Annotated in this window: 13 protein-coding genes; 6 read left to right on the top strand and 7 right to left on the bottom strand. The window is 72.8% G+C overall.

Annotated elements, in window-relative coordinates:
* Positions 1 to 46: 46 nt before the first annotated feature.
* Positions 47 to 817 carry a sensor histidine kinase gene (locus tag WMF31_RS23435; protein ID WP_436604073.1) on the top strand — a complete coding sequence of 257 codons (771 nt, stop codon included), beginning with the start codon at positions 47 to 49 and terminating at the stop codon, positions 815 to 817.
* A gap of 153 nt (positions 818 to 970) precedes the next feature.
* A complete protein-coding gene (locus WMF31_RS23430) occupies positions 971 to 4696 on the top strand; it encodes a hypothetical protein (protein WP_436604072.1) in 3726 nt (1241 codons plus the stop codon).
* A gap of 135 nt (positions 4697 to 4831) precedes the next feature.
* On the opposite strand, the gene WMF31_RS23425 is transcribed toward WMF31_RS23430, so the two are convergent.
* Both WMF31_RS23425 and WMF31_RS23420 read right to left on the bottom strand, forming a co-directional pair.
* Positions 4832 to 6877, bottom strand: a complete 2046-nt coding sequence (locus WMF31_RS23425) for a DsbA family protein (RefSeq protein WP_436604071.1) — start codon at positions 6875 to 6877, stop codon at positions 4832 to 4834.
* Between the two features lie 417 nt (positions 6878 to 7294).
* Positions 7295 to 7789 carry a hypothetical protein gene (locus WMF31_RS23420; protein WP_436604070.1) on the bottom strand — a complete coding sequence of 165 codons (495 nt, stop codon included), beginning with the start codon at positions 7787 to 7789 and terminating at the stop codon, positions 7295 to 7297.
* A gap of 292 nt (positions 7790 to 8081) precedes the next feature.
* Here WMF31_RS23420 and WMF31_RS23415 point away from each other — a divergent pair, with 292 nt between their 5' ends.
* Positions 8082 to 10949 (top strand): serine/threonine-protein kinase, encoded by a 2868-nt coding sequence (locus WMF31_RS23415; RefSeq protein ID WP_436604069.1) that lies wholly within the window; start codon positions 8082 to 8084, stop codon positions 10947 to 10949.
* 66 nt (positions 10950 to 11015) lie between these two features.
* Positions 11016 to 12530, top strand: a complete 1515-nt coding sequence (locus WMF31_RS23410; protein WP_436604068.1) for an MATE family efflux transporter — start codon at positions 11016 to 11018, stop codon at positions 12528 to 12530.
* A 42-nt stretch (positions 12531 to 12572) separates the two neighbouring features.
* Here the strand turns inward: WMF31_RS23410 and WMF31_RS23405 are convergent, their stop codons facing one another.
* The 5 genes from WMF31_RS23405 to WMF31_RS23385 form a co-directional block, all read right to left on the bottom strand.
* Complete coding sequence (locus WMF31_RS23405; RefSeq protein WP_436604067.1) at positions 12573 to 14645, bottom strand: bifunctional aldolase/short-chain dehydrogenase; 2073 nt, start codon at positions 14643 to 14645, stop codon at positions 12573 to 12575.
* A gap of 58 nt (positions 14646 to 14703) precedes the next feature.
* Positions 14704 to 16017 (bottom strand): adenosylhomocysteinase, encoded by a 1314-nt coding sequence (gene ahcY / locus WMF31_RS23400; RefSeq protein WP_436604066.1) that lies wholly within the window; start codon positions 16015 to 16017, stop codon positions 14704 to 14706.
* A complete protein-coding gene (locus tag WMF31_RS23395; protein ID WP_436604065.1) occupies positions 16014 to 17132 on the bottom strand; it encodes an ArsR/SmtB family transcription factor in 1119 nt (372 codons plus the stop codon). The genes ahcY and WMF31_RS23395 overlap by 4 nt, the downstream gene beginning before the upstream one ends.
* 271 nt (positions 17133 to 17403) lie before the next feature.
* Positions 17404 to 18699 carry a M16 family metallopeptidase gene (locus WMF31_RS23390; protein WP_129347383.1) on the bottom strand — a complete coding sequence of 432 codons (1296 nt, stop codon included), beginning with the start codon at positions 18697 to 18699 and terminating at the stop codon, positions 17404 to 17406.
* A complete protein-coding gene (locus WMF31_RS23385) occupies positions 18696 to 20465 on the bottom strand; it encodes a peptidylprolyl isomerase (protein WP_436604064.1) in 1770 nt (589 codons plus the stop codon). The genes WMF31_RS23390 and WMF31_RS23385 overlap by 4 nt, the downstream gene beginning before the upstream one ends.
* A 129-nt stretch (positions 20466 to 20594) precedes the next feature.
* Between WMF31_RS23385 and WMF31_RS23380 the strand changes: the two genes are divergently transcribed.
* Both WMF31_RS23380 and WMF31_RS23375 read left to right on the top strand, forming a co-directional pair.
* Positions 20595 to 21104 (top strand): hypothetical protein, encoded by a 510-nt coding sequence (locus tag WMF31_RS23380; RefSeq protein WP_129347385.1) that lies wholly within the window; start codon positions 20595 to 20597, stop codon positions 21102 to 21104.
* A gap of 89 nt (positions 21105 to 21193) precedes the next feature.
* Positions 21194 to 21532, top strand: coding sequence for a PilZ domain-containing protein (locus WMF31_RS23375; RefSeq protein WP_129347386.1), 339 nt, complete (start codon positions 21194 to 21196; stop codon positions 21530 to 21532).
* The last annotated feature ends 98 nt before the right edge of the window (positions 21533 to 21630 follow it).

The raw sequence follows: 21630 nt of genomic DNA, 5'->3' as shown, positions 1-21630 counted from the left end.
GCTCAAGGTCCGCGCTGCTGCATATTCGGAGCAGGCGTCTATGTGGATGAATGACGAATTCTTCGCACGTGTGGGCCACGATCTGCGCGGCGAGCTGGCGACCATGCTCGCGGGGGTCCACTATCTTCTGCGCTACGAGAAGGGGCTCGGGGCCGGGTCGCGCGACATGCTGGAGCGCGTGCGGGGCGCCGGCGAGCGGCTGAAGCGGCTGCTCGACGAGTTCGACAACGCCGTCTGGCTCCGCGCGGACCCGAACCGCCCGATGACGATCGCCCCGTGCGACGCCGCCGAACTCGCCCGGCAGGCCGCCTCGCACCTCGAGGCGACGGCCGCTTCTCGGGGGGTGCGCATCTCCGTCGAGGACGCCGTGCAGGACGGGGAGGCCACCCTGAAGGGGGATCCAGAGCTGCTCCGGATCGCGCTCGAGTACGTGCTCGGCCTCGCCGTCCTGAGATCGCGCGATCGGCCGGTCCAGATCCGCGTCTCGCGCGCGGCCGACGGGCCCGTGGTGACGTTCGTCGACGAGGCTGGCCCTGTCCCTCCGGAGTCGCTCGCCGGGCTGCTCGATCCGTTCGGCGAGCGGGCGGCCATCCCGGCCGACCCGGTCGCGCCGCGCCGCCGGGAGCGGCTCGGGCTGGGGCTCGCGATCGCGCGCGGCATCCTCGACGCCCACGGGGGCGGGCTCACGATCGAGCCCTCGTCCGAGCGCGACGACGGCGGCGCGCCGGAGTCGGGCGCGGGCCGCCCCGCCGCCGGGCTGCGCTTCACGTGCGCCCTCGGCGGCGTCGACCGAGACCTCCACCAGAGGCCTGCCTGAGGCGCCAGCCGGCGGCTTCGCAGCGACGACGGTCGAGGCGCCTCCGGGGCCCCCACGCGCGGATCGTGTCGGGTGCCGACTTCGTCTAGGATGGAGCGGGCCGCACGTCGCGAGCGTGCTCCGTCTTCCACCGCCACCGATGAACGCGCCTCGATGCCGACGCTGAGCTCTCTCCTCGTGCAGCATGGGGTTACCTCGATGCGTGTGGTCGAGGAGGCGATCGCCCGCCAGGTGCTCCACGGCGGCGATCTCGCCACGAACGTGCTGGAGCTGGGCGCGGTGCGCGAGCGCGAGCTCACGGCGCTGCTCGCGGAGAGCCTCGGGCTGCCGCCCGCCGTGGGTCGGCTGCGGCCCGCGTCGCTCGAGGTGCTCCGGGTCATCCCGGCCGAGCTCGCGGTCCGACACAGCGTGTTCCCGCTCGACCTGCGGACCGCCGTCGAGGCCCGGGCGATGGGGACCTCCGAGGCCGAAGGGGTGTTGGTCATCGCCACGGCCGAGCCGCTCACGAGCGCCGTCGCCGAGGAGCTCAGCTTCGCGCTGGGGGTCAGCCTGCGGCAGCTCGCGGCGCCGCTCGTACGCATCCGCCAGGCGCTCGCGGAGCACTACGGCGTCGCGCTCGACCGGCGCATGACGCGGCTCGTGAAGCAGCTCGAGGCGCGCGCCGAGCCGGGTCCGGCCGAGCAGGTCGGGCCCGGCCCCGCGGCGACCGCAGAGGTCCCGGCCGAGGCGCCCGCGCCTCCGCCGCCGGCCTCGCCCGGCCCGGTCGGGGCGGTGGCGCCCGCTGTCGACGACGGCGACGAGGCGGCGCTCGCGCGGCCGGGGCCGGCGCCCGGGCGGTCCAGCATCGAGGACGCTCCGACGGTGGAGGCGCAGCGGTCGATCTTCGACGAGGACACGGTGCTCGCGGACGACCCGCTGAACGAGGCCGTGGCCATCGAGGCGGTGCCCACCCCGAGGAAGCCGCCGCTGCACGAGCTGGACGACGAGCCGACCGTCGTCGCCGAGTACCCGATCGAGCTGCCGCCGCTGACCCCGAAGCCGCGGAGGTCGCCGTCCTCGCCCGAGGTGCGCGCGCCCCAGGTCGACGCGCTCGCGCCTCGGCGCGATCAGGAGCCCGGCGCTCCGGGCGGGGAGGAGAGCGCTCCGGCGGGCCCGAACGACGAGATCACGCTCCCCGGCAACGTGGCCGCGCGAATCGAGACGTCTGCGGCCGAGCTGGCGGAGCAGGCGCCGTCCGGCGCGCGTCCGCCGACGGGCCATCACCTGCTGACAGGCTGGCTCAGGCGCGCCTCGGACGTGTACCGCGCTCCGCGAGCAACGTGGCCGCAGGCCGGCGCTTCCTCCCTGCGCCTGACCGATGCACCCGCACAGACCGATGCGCCGCGCCTGATCGATGCACCCGGACTGGCCGATGGGCCGCGCCCGGCCGATGCGCCGCACCTGACCGATGCACCCGGGCCGGCCGAGCCCGCGCCGGAGCGGCGCGGGGGAGCGTCGAGCCCGCCGGTGGCGCGGGCCACGGTGCGCCCGGCGGGCCGGTCCGCGCCGCCCGCGCAGCGCCGCAAGGGCCCGTTCACGCTGGCCATGGCCGAGCAGGAGCTCGCCGCGGTCGATTCGAGCGAGGCCGTGCTCGCGGTCCTCTTCGCCTTCGCGCAGCAGTACTTCGAGTACACGGTCCTGTTCACCGTGCACGGCGAGCGCGCCGAAGGCCGCAACGCCGCGGGGCCAGGCGCCGAGCGCGAGCGCGTCATGACGCTCGTGGTGCCGTTCGATCGTCCGAACGCGCTCGCCCGGGCGCGAACGCTCCGAGCGCCGCTCGTCACCGCCCTCACCGGCAGCGCTCCCGACGCCGACCTCCAGCGCGAGCTCGGCAGGGCGCTTCACTCCGCCGTGGCGGTCGTCCCGGTCGTCGTGCGCGGCCGCGTCGTCGCGCTCCTCTATGGCGACGACGGCGCCACCTCGGTCGAGCTCTCCAGCCTCGGCGACCTCGTCGCCCTCGCCGGGGTCGCGGCGGCGGCGCTGGAGCGGCTCATCCTGCGGAAGAAGCTGAACCGGGGCGGCGGCGCGCGGCAAAGCGACCGCCCGGCACAGCACGAGGCCGCGGGGCCAGCGCACGAGGCCGTGGGGTCGGCGCACGACGCCGTCGGGGCGCTGGAGGGGCACGCGAACGAGGGCCCGCTCTCCCTGCGGACCCGCGCTGCTCTCCTGGAGCTGAGCCAGAGCGTCCGCGCGGAGGCGCACGGCGCACCGGTCGACGCGGGCTCTGCGCCGCCCGCGCCGCCCGCGATGCGCGCAGAGCCCGGCGCGAGGGGGCCACGGCGCGTCGACGGCGCGGCCGCTGAGCCGCAGGCGGCGCGACCGCAGGGCGGGTGGTCGACGGAGGATGGCGGCTCGGGGATCGACGCCGTCGCCCGGGCCTTCGGGCTCCGCGGCACCGGCGTGGAGGCCGACGCGACGCAGCCGGACCAGGACGCCTCGCCGGCGGTGGCGTTCGACTCGACCGTACCACCGGCGCCCATGCCGCAGCTCGCCGTCGATCCGCCGTCCCCGCCGGGCCTAGCGGACGGCGTGGACGGCGTGCTGGGCACGGCGGTCACGGCGCCGATGATGGCCGCGGTCACGGCGCCGATCCTGCCGGCGATCACGGCGCCGTCCCCGTCGGCGGTCATCGACGAGATCCCTGATCTCGAGATCCCCGCAGCGCCGGCCCCCTCTCCCCCGGAGGACCATGATCTCGGCGAGCCCGAAGACGCGCGGACGAAGCGGTACTCGCGACCCCCGTGGATGCTCGACAGCAGCATCATGCCGGGCGCCGACGAGCCTCGGGAGCTCGAGGCGGCGCCCGTCGTGGGGCGCCCTCCGTGGCGCCGCCGCACACCCGTTGCTGTCGAGACCGCGACCGCGTATGCGCGGCCGCCCTCCGAGCGACGCGCCGCGGTCTCGCCGTCCCCGGCCGGCGCCGGGGATCTGCGCGCCGAGTACACCGCGCTCCTGCAGCATGTCCTCGCCGGCGGCGAGCAGGGCGAGAGGGCGTTCGCCGAGCTCGTGCGCAGCGGCGAGACGGCAATCTCGCTCATCGCGGCGCGCTTCCCCGGTCCGCTCCGGGTCGATCGCCAGCGCCTCCGCGATCAGCTCGCTGGCCCGGACGGAGCCGCCGGCGCGGTCGCTGCGCCTCCCGCCTCGCAGTGCGGGCCGCTGCTCGAGCTCATCGTGGCGATCCGGCGCCCAGCGCTCCCCTTCATGACCGTGCGGAGCGCCTCACCCGACCCCGAGGTGCGCTTCTGGGCGACGCACGTGCTGGGCGAGCTCCCGTACCCGGAAGCCGCCAACGCGCTGCTCCCGCGGCTCTTCGATGACAGCATCCCCGTGCGGCGGATCGCGGTCCGGTCGGCCGCCCTGCTGATCGCGGCGCCGCCGGCGGGCGGCCCGATCTTGCAGGGGCTCGATCACATCGCGCGCGACCGGGAGGAGTCGTCGGCGCGGCGGCTGATGGCCATCGAGACCATGACCGACATCCGCTCGGGCGCGGCGGTGCCGGCGCTCATCAGCGCGCTCACCGACCCGCACGAGGCGATCGTCGAGGCGGCAGCCCGGGCGCTCGTCGTGATCACGCGGGACGATCACGGCCGCGACGCGCGCCGGTGGGCGTCGTGGTGGGCGAGGAACGGCGAGCGCCACCGCATCGAGTGGATCATCGACGCGCTCACGCACGAGAGGCCCGCCCTCCGCCGCGCGGCCATCGACGAGCTGAAGGGCATCACCCGGGAGTACTTCGGTTACTACGAGGACCTCCCGCGGCAGGAGCGGGAGGCCGCCCAGGAGCGCTACCGCGCGTGGTGGATCTCCGAAGGCCGCTCGCGGTTCCGCACTACGAGCTAGCTCCGCGCCGCCCAGGCTCGTCACCGCGCACATCGCGGCCGCGTCGGGCAGGGGAGGGGGGCGGCTCCTCCGGCGAACGGGAGCCGCCCTGGGCTGGACGGTGGCAGGCGGGAGATCAGACCGCGTCGCGGCTGATCACTGGGGAGCGGGGGCGGGGGCGGGGGCGGGAGCCTTCGGCGCGGCGGGCGCCGGCCTCCTGACGGGCACGGCCCTCACGGCAGCCGGCGCGGTCTCACCGGCCTCCTTCATGGCCTTGTCGATGATCTTCTTGAACTTCGAGAACGGCTGCGCGCCGCTGATGAAGTAGCCGTTGACGACGAAGGCCGGCGTGCCGCTGATGCCCGCCTTCTCCGCGACGGCGTTGTCGGAGTCCACGAACGCCTTGTGGGTGTTCGCGTCGAGCGCCTTCTTGAACCTCGCCATGTCGAGGCCCTGCTCCTCGGCGTACTTCTCGAGCGAGGCGCGCGAGAACGCGTCCGGCTGCCCCTGGCTCTTGAAGAGCTTCTCGTGGTACGCCCAGAACCCGGCGTTGCCCTTCTGCGCGAACGCCTCCTGCGCGGCCTCGGACGCGAGCGGCGCGTTCTTGTGCATCGGCAGCGGCCGGTGGCGCCACACGATCTTCAGCTTGTCGCCGTAGGTCTTCGAGATCTGATCGACGGTGTCCTCGACGCGCTTGCAGAACGGGCACTCGAAGTCCGAGAAGACCTGCATGACGACCTTGGCCCTCTCGCCGCCCTTCCACGGGCTGTTCGGCGCCGGGGCGGGGACCTCCTTGCGCTCGGGCGGCGGCGGCTCCTTGCCGTCCTTGATGATCTCCGCGTAGAGGTTCTTCGCGGCGACGCCCTTGGCGAGCATCCCCTCGGCCTTCTTGATCTCCTCGTCGATGATCGTCTTGAACTTGTCGATCGGCTGCGCGCCGACGAGCCGGCGGCCGTTGATGAAGAAGTGCGGGGTCCCGGACGCCTGCAGGTCGTCGGCGAGCTCCTGATCGGCGGCGATGGAGGCGCCGAACTTCTTGGTGGCGATCGCGGCCTTCACCTTCTCGACGTTGAGCCCGAGCTCCTTGGCGTAGCCGAGCAGATCGTCGTCGCTGAGCTTCGTGTGGTTCTTCCAGAGCAGATCGTACGCGTCCCAGAAGCCCTTCTCGCCCTTCTGCGCGCGGGCCTCCAGGGCGAGCTCGGCCGCGGGCTCGGCGCGCGGGTGGAACGGGAGCGGGTTGTTCTTCCAGACGAACCGGACCTTGTCCCCGTAGGTCTTGAGGAGCTCGTCGATGGTCGGGACGACCTTGCTGCAGAAGGGGCACTGGAAGTCGGACCACTCGACGATGGTGACCAGCGCGGTCTCCGGGCCCTTCACGGGCGAGTCGCCGACGGGCACCTTCCAGACCGTCTTGTCGTCCTCCTGCGGGCGCTGGCGGTCCCTCGAGGGCGGCGCCTTCGCCTTGTTCTCCGCGGCGAGCTTCGCGTACACCTTGTCGGGCTTGGTCCCCGCGGCGATCGCGGCCTGCGCGGCCTTGAGCTGCTCGTCGATGATGGCGGTGAACTTGTTGATCGGCTGGGCGCCGCTCAGGAACACGCCGTTGATGAACGAGGCGGGCGTGCCGGTGACGCCCGACGACTTGCCGACCGCCATGTCGGCGTCGATCTTGGCCATGTACTCCTGCCGGTCGAACGCCGCCTTGAACTTCGCCTTGTCGACGCCGGCCTCGACGGCCCACTTCTCGAAGTTGTCGGGCGTGAGGGCCTTCTGGTTCTGGAAGGCGCGCTCATGGAACTTCCAGAACGCCTGCGAGCCGCCGAGGCGGAACACGGTCTCGGCCGCGAGCGCCGCCGGGCGCGCGTTCTTGTGGAACGGAAGCGGGTTGTTCTTCCAGATGATCCGCAGCTTCTCGGGGCCGTACTTCTCCTTGAGCTGGCTGATCGTGGTCTCGACCCGGGTGCAGAACGGACACTCGAAGTCGCTGAAGACGACCATCGTCACCGGCGCCGTGCGCGAGCCCCACATCGGGTCCTTCGACGACACCGGGACGGCCGCGTCCTCGTCGCTCCACGGCTGCCCGTCCTCGTAGGCCGCGGAGATCTCGTGCCCGCGCGAGCCGGCGCTCCGATCGATGCTCCACATCAGCCCCATCCCTGCGATGAAGCAGAGAAGGAAGCCGACGATGGCTGTTCCCTTGTTCATGATGGTTTCCTCTCTCAACGGTGGGGGAGCTCCGCCAGGCGAGGCTCCTCCTTACAACGCGGGCGCTCCACGACAGGCAGCCCCCGCGACAAGACGGTCAATCTCGAGCTCCCGGGGCGGCGAGCCACCCCGGGCCGACGGGGCCGCGGCGCGCTGCGCGCGCGGAGCAGCCCCCGATGGCGCACCTGGCCCGATCTGGACCTGCCCGGCGAGCGTCCACACCCGACCTCCGTCGCGGCGCCCGCGCCGCCCTCGAGCGGGCGCGGCTCCGTTGCGTGGTCAGGGACGAACGCTCAGCCGGCTCCGGTCAGCTCGCCAGGGCGCCGGACCTCGCGGCGAGCCGGTCGCGCGCACCCCCCCGCAGTCCCCCCGGGGACCCCACGGGCGCGTTCGACGCAGGCCGCCGGCGAGCTCACCTCATCGAGGCGGATGGTAGACGCCCTGCTCGACGCCGGAACGCGGCCCTCCGGTGGGCGGCACGGACGTGAAGGTGGCGACGGGTTGACCCGGAGCGGGGAGGACGAAATCGGGCACGAGCACCGCGTGCGGCGGGGCGCTGGCGAGCTCGCTCGCGGGCGCAGGATGCCGCGAGCTCGGCCCGACCTTCGGCCATGGATCGCCGCCGTCACACCCGGGGGCCGCGTCGATCCGCGCGTCGGTGATCGGGAGGATGCGGGGCGGCGCGACCGCGGAAGCGCCGCGGGGATCGCAGATGGGCGCGTCCCTCGTCTCGCCCGTCGCGTCGTCGACGCTGGTCAGCACGGTGCACGACGGCTCGTCCGGCGGCGCCACGATCGTCATTCGATCGTCCTCACAGACCGGCACGATCGCGGCGCGCGCACGCAGCGGAACGACCAGCGCCAACGCGAGCGTCAGCAAGGTCAAGATGCGCTGGACAGCGTGCCGCGACATTCCTGCGAAGGGTCTAGCCGAGGCCCGCTGCGAGAGCAACGGTCCCGGTCGGCCGGGGATCGATGCGGCCCAGGCTTTCCTGGACGGATGAAAGCGCCGTTCCGGGCGCTGCGCCCACGGCGCTCGACTTGTCGACAGGGTGGGGATAACCCTGTGGATAACCTGGAGAGCCCCTGTGCCGAACCGGCAACCCTGGTCGGTCCCGCCGCGTGAGATCCGCGGTTTCCGCGGGGCGGCGGGGCGAGCCACCCGAAGTTGGCCCACCTTGTCCTACATCCGGTAGGTTCGCTGCATGGCGAACTCCTCCGCGACCGTGCCTCGTCCGGTCCTTCCGCCCACGCACGGGCCCACCAAGAGCGGCTTCGCCGCGGACGATGTTCCCCGGCCGCTCGGCCGGTACGTGCTCCTGCGGCGCATCGCCCGGGGCGGGATGGGCGAGGTGTTCCTCGCCTCCACCACCGGCCTGGAAGGGGCGGAGCGCCCCGTGGTCGTGAAGATCATCCGTCGCGAGCACGCGTCCGATCCGAGCTATATCGCGCGCTTCCTGGACGAGGCGCGCGTGCAGGCGCAGCTCCAGCACTCCGGCGTCGCGCAGGTCATCGAGGCGGACGTCGACCCGGCGACCGGCGAGCCGTACGCGGTGGTCGAGCACGTCGAGGGCCGGAGCCTCGGTGAGGTCCGCGCGCGCGCGGTCCAGCTCGGGCACCGCTTCGACTGGGCGGAGTCGGTCGCGATCGCGACGATGATCGCCGAGGCGCTCGCGCACGTGCACGAGCGCAAGGACCCGTCGGGGGTCGCGCTCGGCATCGTGCACCGCGATCTCTCGCCCCAGAACGTGATGCTCGGGTTCTCCGGCGACGTGAAGATCATCGACTTCGGCACCGCCCGCGGGCAGAACCGCCGCTGCCACACGGTCGCGGGCGTCGTCTTCGCGAAGCCGGGCTATGTCGCGCCGGAGGTCGCCAACGGCGACCCCGGGGACGCGCGCGTCGACCTCTACGCGCTCGGGATCATCCTCTGGGAGCTGTGCGCGGGGCGGCGCTTCCTCCAGGGCGACGCGCAGGCGCACATGGCCGCGGTCGCGCGCGACCAGAACAACCCGCCGCCCATCGCCCTCGGCCTCGGGGCTCCGCCGGAGCTCGACGCGGCGATCGCGCGGCTCACCGCGTTCGACAGGGAGGCGCGGTACCCGTCGAGCCGCGCCGCGGCGCGCGATCTCGCCGCGCTGCTCGGGGCGTCGACCGCCCTGCCGGGCGGCGAGCGCGGCGTGCGCGCGCGGGCCGCGCACCTGATGCAGCGGCTCTTCCCGGGCGAGCCGGGGCGCACGCGCCGCGAGTTCGCGGCGCTCGTCGCCGGCGCCAAGGCGCACCGCGCCGCGGCCGTGACGCCCGTGAGCCCCCGCGCCGAGGCCATGGCCTCGGCCGAGCGCGGCGATCAGGGCATGCTGCCGGGCACGCGGTACCTCCTGCTGCGCGAGATCGGGACCGGCGCGAGCAGCACCGTCTACGAGGCGGAGCACGTCGATCTGGGGCGCCGCGTGGCGCTCAAGGTCGTCTCCGCGGAGCACTCCGCGTCCGACGTGGTCGCGAGCCGCTTTCGCCGCGAGGCGCGCGTCCTCTCGCGGCTCTCGCACGAGCACCTCGTGAAGGTCCACGATTTCGGCATCGCCGCGGACGGCCGCCTGTTCTGCGGCATGGACTTGCTCGAGGGCGAGACGCTCGACGCCGTGCTCGCCCGCGGGCCCGCCGTCGACTGGCGGGACGCGCTGGCGATGGCCCTCAAGGTGCTCAGCGCGCTCGAGCTCGCGCACGCGGAGGGGCTCGTGCACCGGGACGTCAAGCCCGAGAACCTGTTCCTGACGCGCCCGAGCGGCGCCGAGGGCCCGCCGTCGCTCGCGGGCTCGGGCCTGAAGCTGCTCGATTTCGGGCTCGCGAAGTGCCTCGCCGACGACCGCGGCGAGGCCTCGCTCTCCGCGGACGCCACCGGCGCGGGGGGAGGGCCGGCACGCGCGGCGATCGCGATCGTGGGGACGCCGGAGTACATGGCCCCCGAGCAGGCCGCGTCCGGGCGCATCGACGGCCGCGCGGACCTCTACGCGCTCGGCTGCGTCCTCTACGAGATGCTCACGGGGCGCCTCCCGTTCGTGGAGCCGAGCCTCGTCGCGCTGCTCGACGCGAAGATCAAGGGCAGCCCCGAGCGCCTGCGCGAGCGCGCGCCGGCCCGGCAGATCCCGCCGTTCGTCGACGAGCTCGTGATGCGCGCGCTGGCCCGGCACCCGAGCGTCCGCTTCCAGAGCGCGGCCGAGATGCGCGACGCCATCGTGCGCGCGCTGGGCACGCCCGCCCGCGCCCGCGCCCGCCGCCGGGCGCTCGGGTTCGCGGCGGTGGCCACGGCGATGACGCTGGCGGGCGTGCTGCTCGTGGGCAAGGGGCGCGAGCTCGCGGCCGGCGTCCCCGTGGCCGCTCGGCTGCTCGACGCCGCGGGCGAGGCGGCGGACGGCTCCGCCGAGGCGACGCAGTCCGCTGCCCCCGGCGCCGGGGCGGCGAGCGAGGCGCCGGCGATCGCAGAATCACCGGCGGCCGCGGAGGCGAAGGCAGCCGCGGAGACGCCGGCGGCCGCGGAGACGCCGGCGGCCGCGGAGACGCCGGCGACCGCTGCCGAGCAGGCGAGTGCGCTCGCCGCAGCCGCCGAGCCGGCGCGAGCGGCCGGTCCGGCGGGGCAGGGGACCGTGGCGCCGCTTGCCCTGGCCGCCACGCCCGCCGCCGAGCCAGGGGCGGCCGCGCCGACCGGCGCCGCGCCGCCCAGAGCGGTCGCTCCGGCGGCGCGGACCGCGCAGGCGAGCGCGACGCGGAGCGACGGGGCGAAGCCGCCCGCGCGCGGCAACGCGGCCCGGCGCGCGAACGCGGTGGTCTCGGCGTCGCGCGGGGCCACCCCGAAGGCCCGCAAGGCCGCGGTGTCTGGCACGGACCGCTCCTCGCGCGAGGTGGCGAAGCGCGACGCGAAGGCCCGCGAGCGATCGTCCTCGGCCGCGACGCGCAAGCCGACCGAACCCGCGTCGACACCGGCCCGTGTCGCGCCTGACACCAGCGAGGAGGAGCGGAACGAAGACGCGCGGCGGCGCCGTCACAAGCGGCGCTCCCGGCTCGCCAAGGCCGAGTGAGCCGACGCCCCCGCGGCGCATTTCTCTCGCACGCCCGCTGCGGCGTTGTATACCGCGCAGCCTGCGATGGCTCAGATCGCCCTGCCCGCGCCAGGCTCGAACACCGTCACATCGGGCCCCCCGCATCGCGCCATCTTGCGGCTCGCGCTGCCGACCGTCGCGGCGATGCTCACCCAGAGCATCGTCAACGAGATCGACATCGTCTTCTTCGCGCACCTGCCGTGCCCGGAGTCCTCGAACGCGCACGCGGCGCTCCTGCCGTCGCTGATCGTCCTCTGGCTGTTCGGCGGCTCGCTCAGCGCGATCTCGGTCGGCACGCAGGCGTTCACCGCACGCCGCTTCGCCGAGCAGCGGTCGGAGGACGCGGGCGCGGTCCTCGCGAACGCCCTGTTCTTCGCCCTCGTCGCCGGCGTCGTGTTCTCCGCGTTCGGGTACCTGACGATGCCGTACCTCCTGTCGGTCATCATCAAGGTGCCGGACGCGAGGCAGGCGGCGCTCGACTACCTCGGCTGGCGCCTGCTCGGCGTGACGTCGATGGCGGCGACGTTCGCGCTGAAGGCGTTCTTCGACGGGATCGGCAAGACGCACATCCACCTCGTCTCGGCGCTCGCGATGAACGCGCTGAACATCGTGCTCTGCGTCCTGCTCATCTTCGGCAACGCCACGCTCGGCATCCCGAAGTACGGCATCGCGGGCGCGGGCATGGCGGGCTTCATCTCGACCTACGTCGGCCTCGCGATCATGCTGGCGTACGCGCTGCTGCCGGAGTACCGGCGCCGCTACCGCCCGTTCGCCCTGAGCAAGCTCTCGGCGCCGCTCACCTGGTCGATCCTCAAGCTCTCGATCCCGAGCGCCGTCGCGACCGTGGCGATCATGACGGGCTTCGGCCTGTTCTATGCGATCGCCAGCAAGCTCGATCAGGTCGCGCCGGCGGGCGTCGTCTCGCCGCTCTGCCCGGGCGGCCGTGCGGAGCCGGTGTACGGCGCGGCGACGACGGTGATCGTCGGGATCCTGAAGCTCACGTTCACCGCCTGCCTGGCGTTCGGCACGTCGACGGCGACCCTGGTGGCGCAGTCGCTCGGCGAGAAGGACGGCGACAAGGCCGCGCGGTTCGGCTGGACGAGCGTCCGGCTCGGCCTCGTGATCTTCGGCGTCATCGGCGTGCTCGAGGCGATCTTCGCCCCGCAGATCCTCGCGTTCGCCAGCAGCAGCGAGCTCGTCCAGGCCGCGGCGCTGCGGCCGCTCCAGGTGATGGGCATCTGCACGCCGCTCGTGGCGGTCGGCATGATCCTGACGCAGGCGCTCTTCGGCGCGGGCAACACGCTGTTCGTGATGGTGGTGGAGCTCATCCTGCACTTCACCTGCCTCGTCCCGCTGGCGTGGCTGCTCGGCATCACGCTCGGCTTCGGCCTGATGGGCATCTGGAGCGCGGGCGTCGTGTACGTGGTCCTCCTCGCCGCGACCATGGCGTGGAAGTTCTACTCGGGGGACTGGAAGAAGATCCGGCTCGACGCCCCGGGCAAGTCCGCCGACGCTGTCCACGGCGAAGGCCGCGAGGACCGGCCCGCGGAGGGGCTCTGACGGCCCGGAGGTGAGCACCCGAGGTGCCCCACCACCGGCGGCTCAGCGGGGGAACGCGGCGGCGTTCCCGCCGTCGACGGTCAGGACGCAGCCCGTCGTGGCCTCGGCGGTCGCGAGATAGAGGAAGGCCTGCGCCACGTCGGCCGCGGTGGTCTCGCGCCGGAGCAGGTTGTCCCGGAAGTAGTCGTCGATCGAGACGTTGCGGGCGCGGGCGCGCGCCTCGAGCAGGCCGGCGCCGAACAGCGCGGTGCGGATCCGGTCGGCGTTGACGGCGTTCGCGCGGATCCCGTGCGGGCCGAGGTCGACGGCGTACTGGCGCGTGAGCGCGACGAGCGCCGCCTTCGCGACGGCGTACGGGCCGAAGTCGGGCCCCTGGTTGAACGCGCTCTTCGACGCGTTGAACAGGATGGCGCCCCCCGAGTCCTGGGCGAGCAGCACCCGCGCGGCGGCGCGGGCGACGTTCTGGTGGCCGAGCAGGTTCAGCTCGAGCGACGCGCACAGCGCCTCGTGCCCCTCCGGCGTGTGGATGGCCCCGGAGAACGCGCGGCCGGCGTTCGAGACGACCACGTCGACGCCGCCGAAATGCGCCGCGGCCTGCGAGAACGCCCGGCTCACGCTCGCCTCGCTCCGCACGTCGCAGGCGATCTTGAGCCAGCGGCCGCGGTGGCGCCCGTCGAGCGCGGCGGCGGCCTTCTCGAGCGGCTCCTCGTCGCGATCGACCAGCACCACGTGCGCCCCCGCGGCGAGGAACGCCGCCGCGGTCGCGAGGCCGATGCCGGACGCGGCGCCCGTGACGAGCGCGATCCGGCGATCGAGCGGGCCCCTCTGGCCCGCCCCGAGCTTGAGCTTCGCCTGCTCCAGGCTCCAGTACTCCATGTCGAAGAGGTCGAGCTCGGAGACCGGCTGGTAGCCCCCGAGCGCCTCGGCCGCCTCGATCACGGAGGCGGTGTGATGGTAGATGTCGGCGACGATCTCGGCCTCGGCGCGCGAGCCGCCGACGCACAGCGCGCCCACCCCCGGGAACAGCAGCACGCGCGGGAACGGATCGAGCTCGTCGCGGACCACGCCGCGCGCCGCGCACGAGCGGCGGAAGTACTCGTGGTACTCGGCCACGTACCGGGCGATGGCCTGCTCCACGGTCGCGCGGAACCGCGCCGTGTCCGAGGCGTCGTAGGCGTCGACGACGAGCGGCCGCGCCTTGGTGCGGATGACGTGATCGGGCGTGGCGCAGCCGATCTGCGAGATCCGGGCGAGATCGTCGCGATCGCAGAAGGCGACCAGCTGGAGGCTCGTGCGCAGCGTCGCGACCCACGGGCGGCCCGAGGCGCGGGCGAGCGCGCCCCGGACGACCGGGCCGATGGCGGCCCGGATCTCCGGGTCCGGCGCCGCGACCGTGGGGTGCGGGGCGATCTCGCTCCGCTCCGCGATGTACTGCTCGGCGCGCGTCACGGCGTCGATCATCCGCGTGTAGCTCTCCTCGGCGGTGTCCCCCCACGTGAAGACGCCGTGCTTGTCGAGGATCATCAAGGACGGGAGCGCGCCGCGCTCGAGGCGCGCGCGGACGAACTCGGCGACGCGGCGCGCGAGGGTGAAGCCCGGCATCACGTACGGCACGAACAGCGCCTCGTCCCCGTAGATCGCCTGGACCGCCTCCGCCGAGCCGCGCTGATCGACGACGGAGAGCACGGCGTCGGCGTGCGTGTGATCCACGAACTTCGCGGGGATGATCGCGTGCAGGAGCGCCTCGACCGACGGCGTGGGGCTCGCCGGATCCAGCATCTGGCCGCGCAGGAGCGCGACCATCTGCTCGTCGGTCATCTCCGCGAGCTCGCACGCCCGCTGGAGCGGCGCGAGGCGGCACGCCGGGAAGCCGCGCGGCTCGATCGTCGCCAGATCCCAGCCGCTGCCCTTGATGAAGAGCACGTCGACCCGCTCGCCGAGCAGGTCGACGGCCGCGCTCTTGACGCTCGTGTTGCCCCCGCCGTGGAGGACGAGCGACGGATCGGCGCCGAGCAAGCGGGAGGTGTAGACGCGGAGGGCGAGATCCTCGCCGTGGGTTGCGGCGTAGGTCTCCAGGTAACGCTGCGCTTCGTCCTTGCGGTGGCGAGAATCCATCGACTCGCCGCCTACCCCAGCGGCGGAGGCGCCGGAAGCCCCGCGCTCGCCGCTCGTCTCAGTAGCGGTAGTTCTCCGCCTTGAAGGGGCCGTCGACCGGGACGCCCAGGTACTTCGCCTGGTCCTGCGTGAGCTGCGTCAGCTCGACCCCGAGCTTCGGCAGGTGCAGCGCGGCGACCTTCTCGTCGAGCTTCTTCGGCAGCAGATGGACGCCCACCGGGTACTTCTCGGTCCACAGGGCGATCTGCGCGAGGACCTGGTTGGAGAACGAGGTCGACATCACGAACGACGGGTGGCCGGTCGCGCAGCCCAGGTTCACGAGGCGCCCGCGCGCGAGGACGATCAGCCGCTTGCCGTCGGGGAAGATGAAGTGATCGACCTGCGGCTTGATGTTCTCCTCCTTGATCTCGGGGTTCTTCTCGAGCCACGAGATCTGGATCTCGGAGTCGAAGTGCCCGATGTTGCAGAGGATGGCCTCGTCCTTCATCGCGATCATGTGCTCGGCGCGGACGACGTCGCTGCAGCCGGTCGCCGTGACGAAGATGTCGCCGATCGGGGCGACGGTCTCGAGGCGCTTGACCTCGTAGCCCTCCATCGCCGCCTGCAGGGCGCAGATCGGGTCGATCTCGGTGATGATCACGCGCGCCCCGAGGCCGCGCAGCGACTGCGCGCACCCCTTGCCGACGTCGCCGTAGCCGCACACCACGGCGACCTTGCCGGCGAACATGACGTCCGTGGCGCGCTTGATCCCGTCGCCCAGCGACTCGCGGCAACCGTAGAGGTTGTCGAACTTGCTCTTCGTCACCGAGTCGTTGACGTTGATCGCGGGCACCTTCAGCTTGCCGGCGCGGTGCATCTCGTAGAGCCGGTGCACGCCCGTCGTCGTCTCCTCCGAGAGCCCGCGGATCGGGTCGCTGCCGGTGAAGAGCTCCGGGTGCTTCTCGTGCGCGACGACCGTGAGATCCCCGCCGTCGTCGAGGATCATGTTGGGCCCCTTGCCCCCCTTGAAGGCGTAGAGCTGCTGCTCGATGCACCAGTCGTACTCCTCGAGGGTCTCGCCCTTCCAGGCGAACACGGGGACGCCGGCCGCCGCGATCGCCGCCGCGGCGTGGTCCTGCGTCGAGTAGATGTTGCAGCTCGTCCAGGTGACCTCCGCGCCGAGGGCCACGAGCGTCTCGATCAGCACCGCGGTCTGGATCGTCATGTGGAGGCAGCCGGCGATGCGCGCGCCCTTGAGCGGCTGCGCGGAGCCGTACTCGGCCCGGAGCGCCATGAGCCCGGGCATCTCCTTCTCGGCGATGCGGATCTCCTTGCGTCCCCAGTCCGCGAGCGTGATGTCGGCGACCTTGTAAGAGAGCTTGTTCGCGTTCATGGTGTCCCTCTGCCTTCTCCGTTGAATGCGCCTGTGCGCGCGCTGCGCCAGCCGACGAGCAGCTGCCAGACCAGGTGTCGATCCGGACCTTCGCCCTGCCAGGCGGACGGCAGCCGCCGGATCTCGACGCCGGACAGCCTCGCCTCCTCGGCGAGCCGCCGGAGCTCGGCCGGCGTGAAGCCGAGCCAGACGTCCGCCTCCTGCTCCCGCAGGGTCTGATCGTGGTGCGCCTCGTAGTCGAGCACGCACACGGCGCCGCCGCGGGCACGCTGGGCGTCGTCGCCCGGGCCGGGCGAGGCCGGGCGCGCGAGCTCGACCAGCGCGCGCATCGCCCTCGCCGGCTGCGGCGCGTGGTGCAGCACGCGGGCCGCGAAGACCACGTCCGCGCCGCCCGAGGGCGCCTGGTCCGCATCGGGCCGAGCGTCGCCGAGCGCGCGGGCCACGGCCACGCGCACCTCGGGCCCGTCGAGCTCGCCGCACACGAGCTCGACGTTCTCCAGGCTGCGCCGCCGCATCCGCTCCGCCGCGAGCTGCAGCTGGGCCCCCGCGCGATCGAGCGCGACGACGCGGTCGAAGACGGGCGACAGCACCTCGAGCAGCGCCCCGTCGCCCGTGCCCGCGTCGATCGCGAGGCGCCGGTGGGGCAAGAGCGGCGCGAGCGCGGCGAGGTAGGCCGCGAGCTCCGACGGCGGCCCTGGGCGCAGCGGGCGCCCGCCGCGCGCGAAGAACTCCCGGGTCTCGGCGTCGCGCGCAGCGAGCACCTCCTCGATGCGCGCGAGCGTCCCGTCCGCCGCGCAAGCGCGCTGGCCCGCGCGCACCGCGTCGTCGATCACCGGATCGGTCGTGGCGCGCGGATCGAGGCGGAGCAGCGTCCACGTGCCCTGCCGCCGGGCGAGCAGGATGCCCGCCTCGCGGAGGGCGGCCGCGTGGCGCGAGATCTTCGGCTGGCCCTCGCGGAGGAGCTCGGCCAGCTCGCCGACGGCGAGCTCCTCCGCCGCCGCCAGCCCGAGGAGCCGCACCCGCACGGGATCGGCGAGGAGCCGGTACAGCTCGCACCGCGCGATCGCCTCCGCAGGCTGGGCCGAGCTGTCCGCCATCGCGACCACGGACCCCATTTATGCGTCCATGCGAATGAATGCAAATAATAAGTTGTGGCTCCTGGCACGCTTCTGCTCCCCGAAGCAGCGCCAGCCACGCCGCAGGCCGCGCCCTTCGCCGTGCGCAGGCAGGGGCGGCCGCCTCGCCGGCGGGCGCCACCTGGCCTGCCGCGCGCTCAGATCGCGTGGGTCGCGCCCTGTCCGCCGGGCGCACCTCGGGCGCATCGCCCCCACCCCCGCGACAACGGTTTGCGTCCCGGGCGGCCAGCCGTCTGCGGCTCGCGGCGGATCAGCCGAAGGAGCGGACGACCTTCTCGAGCTTCGCTTCCTCGGAGGAGCGGAGCAGGCCGACGGCGACGACGGTGAGGCGCTCCGGCCGGAACAGGGCGCGCGCGGCATCGCGCACGTCGTCGACGGTGACGCGGGCGAGCTCCGCGTGCCGCGCCTCCGGGGTCCGCGTGATGTCGGCGAGGGCGGCGAGCCCGTAGAAGCCCGCGGTCGCCTCGGCGTCGTCGAGCATCGCCTCGACGGACCAGAGGTGGCGGTCCCGCGCCTTGGCGAGCTCGTCCTCGCGCGGGCCGGTCTCGGCGAGCTCGCGGAGCAGGGTGAAGATCTCCCGGACCACGACGGTCGCGCGGTCGTGCTGCACGCCCGCGGCGATGTCGACGACGCCGTCGTCCTCGTAGGCCTCGAACATGCCCGACACGTCGTAGCAGAGGCCGAGCCGGTCGCAGATCCGCTCGTACAGCCGCGTCGACATGCCGTCGTCGAGGACGCGCAGGAGCATCTCCACCGCGGGCTCGCGCGCGTCGCGCTCGCTCACGCCCCGGAACGCGACCCGCAGCTCGGTCTGGCTCGACTGGTTCTCGATGAAGCGGAACCTCGGCCTCTTCTGCCCGTTCGGCGGCGGCGCGACGGGCACCTGCTCGCCGCGCGGCATGGCGCCGAAGTGCCGCTCGACGACCCGCGCGCACACGCCGGGATCGATCTGCCCCGCCACGCAGAGCACCGCGTTCGCCGTCGTGTAGTGCCGGGCGTGGTGCGCGCGCAGCGTCGGCTCGTCGAAGCGATCGAGCGCGTCGATGCCCCCGGTGATGGTGAAGCCGAGCGGGTGTCGCTCGTACATCAGGGCGCGGGCGTTGTTGTCCGCGTCGATGTCGCGCCCCTCGTCGTCCAGGTCCTCGAGGATCTCCTCGCGCACGATCCCGCGCTCTACCTCGATCGCGGTGAAGCGGGGCGACGTGGCGACCTCGCCGAGCAGGGCGAGCACCGGATCGAGGTTCGCCGGCGGCACCGAGATGCTCATCACGCCGTGGTCCACGTGGGTCGCGGCGTAGAGCGTCCCGCCGAGGCGCTCGAAGGCGAGCGCCTGCGCGTGCGCCGACGGCAGCGAGGGCGTCCCCCGGAACAGCATGTGCTCGAGGAAGTGCGAGATCCCGTTGTTCTGCTGGGTCTCGAACCGCGAGCCGACCCGCAGGTAGAGCGAGGCGACCGCCCGGTGCACGTGCGGTTGCGGGACGAGGACGAGCTTGAGCCCGTTGGAGAGGACGACGTCCTCCACGTCACGCATCGGAAGCGACGTCATTCCCCCTCGTCGAGCGGCGCACCCGTCTGCCCGTCCTCGCTCTTCCGGATCTCCTTGAGGAGGTTCTGGTCGTACCTCACCTCGCTGCCGATGGTCGACTTGAGCCGGCGGATGTATCCGACGAGCGCGTCGTTCTGCTTCGCCGCCCTCATCGCCGAAGTGTAGAACTCCCGGTCCTTCTCCCATTGCTCCTGGCTCGGGGAGGTCTTCTCCTTGAGCTGGATCACCGCGTAGCCGTTCTCCAGCGCCACGACGTCCTTGGGCAGATCGCCCGGCTTGTCGAGCTGGAAGGCGAGGCGCGCGGGCTCGGTGCTGTCCTTCGCGTCCGCGATGGGGGAGCCCGAGACGTTGAACGGCAGGCTCGTCTCGACGGCGGGGCGGTTCGGGTGGTTCGCGAGCGTGTAGGGCGGTCCGGCCTCGCCGGGCTCCGCCTGGCCCGCGCCCTTCGCGCCGTCGCCCTTGCCCCCGTCCTGCCTCGCGCCCGGCGCGGCGGTCGCCTTTCCCTTCGCGGGCGCGAGCTGGTCCAGGTACGCGCCGAGCGCGTCCTCCAGCGACTTGCCGCCCGCCGCGGCCGCGAGCACCTGCTTCGCCGCCTCCGCCGCGAGCCGCTCCGACTCGTGGGCGACGTAGAGCTCGCGCGCCGTCTCGTGCCGGCCGATCTTCTCGGCCTCGGCGTCCTTGGCGATCTGCTCGAGCTTGACCACATGGAAGCCGCTCTCGGTCTCGATGATGTCCGACACCTCGCCCGGCTTCATCGCGAGCAGCTTGTCCTCGACGGGCTTGGTGAGCCGGCCCTTGGTCACGCACCCGAGGTCGCCGCCGCGCGCCGCGCTCGGATCGTCGCTCGCGCTGCGCGCGACGTCCGCGAAGCGCTCGCCCTTCTTGAGCCGCTCGGCGGCCTTCTCGATGCGCTCCTTCGCGGCGGCCTTGGCCGCATCCGGCCCGTCCTCGGATGCGGGGTCCACCTCGACCAGGATGTCGCGCACCACGCGGCACTCGGGCTGATACTGCGCCTTGCGCCCCTCCCAGGCCTTGTCGAGCTCTTCCTTGTTGGCGTCCGCCCACGCCTGGATCGCCTTGTCCGAGGTGTCGACGACGAGATCGGTATAGAAGCGCCGGTCGAAGCGCACGTACGAGAGCGCCCGGGTGGATTTCTCGCGCGAGAACTGCTCGAACGCCTCGCTCTCGCCGACCCGGACCCGCGCGCGGATGAGGTCGCGCATCCGCGCGGCGAGGAGCTCCTTCTTCTGGTACTCGCGGAAGTCCGTCGGGCTCATCTTCGTGATGTTCCGGACTTGCCGCTCGTACTGCTTGGTGTCGAACTTCTTCGTCTGCCGGTTGCGGACATCGAGGTAGCGGATGAGGTTCTCCGGGAGGTTGAGCGCGTAACCGATCTGGCGGATCTTGTCCGCCGGGAGCGAGACACGCATCCTGCCCGCGACGAGCTCGGCCGTCAGCTCGTCGTCCGAGACGCTGATCCCGAGGCGCTCCGCGTCCTCGTTCAGCAGCCAGCGCTCGTACAGCCCCTCCGCCGTGAGCCGCCGGAGCCCCATCGCCCGCAGGCGATTCTCGTCGACGCTGCGCATGCTGAGCAGGTTCCTCGAGGCGTTGAACTCGATCGAGGAGATGCAGCTGCCGCTGACCTCGACGGCGCACGTGCTCCCGCTCGACTGCACGGGGCCCGTGGCCGGGCGGAACTGGATGATGAAGACGACTGCGATCGCGATGACCACAGCGGCGCCGAAGATTTGGCTCAGTCTGTTCACGAAGGGCTCGCTCCCGGGGCGTGCGCCGCTCGCTCCTCGAGCGGCCTCCCGCCTTGGCCTGGCGCGGCATAGCACGGCCTCGACGGCGTGTCTTTACGGCGGTCGAGAGCGAGGCTAGGGGCTCATGCCATGGCTAGCTCGAAGTCACACCTCCCTGATTGCGGCCTGTACCTGACGACAAAGCCGCTCCCCGGACACGAGGACAAGGTGCCTGCCGGCATCATCGTCTCCTTCCACAACCACTCGGAGAACGGCCTGCCGACGGTCACGACGCCCGATCACAACGTGCACAACCGCTGGCACTTCCACGGCCCTGCCGTGGCGTTCCGTGGCACCACGTGGGCGGACTCGTTGCAGCGGCTCCCCGCCGAGGGGTTCTACACGCTCCGCAAGGAGCTCTCGTTCGACGGCGGCAGCTGGCCCAAGGGGACGCTGGTGCAGCTCGGCTATACGCAGGCGGGCATGCCTATCCTGTTCATCGCGCGGGTGCGGTCGCGGCTGCAGGAGAACGACCTCTTCTTCTCCGACAAGGGCGTTGGCATCAAGCGCGACCAGCTCTCGCTGCTCGAGCCGGTCTCCGTCTTCGAGGAGCCGAGCGACGGCTCCGGTCACAAGCCCGACCACGCCGAGGCGCACTGAGCGATCCGAGCGCTCACGTCCACACTAAAATGTAGTCAAAAGCGAGCGAACGGCTTGGCGGGTACGGCGTGTGCTTGTAATTTTCCTTCGTGATTCGACGAAGAAGCCTCACTCCTCCGTCCCTCCAGGTCCCGGCCGACCTCTTCGCCAACCGTCGCAGGAGCGCCCGCCGTGAGCTCAGCGAGCGTGTCCGCCTGGAGACCGGCGAGCACGCGGTCCCGGGCTGGACGCTCAACGTGAGCGTGGGCGGGCTCCGGGCGGTGGTAGAAAATTCACTCGATCCCGGCACGGAGTTAACGGTGTGGATCGACGGTGGGGCGCCGCGATCAGGCCGGATCGTGTGGGTGCAGGACGAGCCCGACGGCTCGATCGTGGGCGTCTGCTTCCTGGACGACGGGGCCTCGACGCCGTCGTTTCGGAGCGCGTGAGCGCTCACCGGCGTGCCAGCGCGCCGCACCGTCTGTCGGCTTGACGAGACGCCCGCAATTTTGCGATGGATGGTCCTGCTGGCAGCTGGGGGTATCCG

It is taken from the genome of Sorangium sp. So ce1036, from assembly GCF_051369805.1.
Lineage (GTDB): Bacteria > Myxococcota_A > Polyangia > Polyangiales > Polyangiaceae > Sorangium > Sorangium cellulosum_F.
This window is presented reverse-complemented; position numbering and strand designations above follow the sequence as displayed.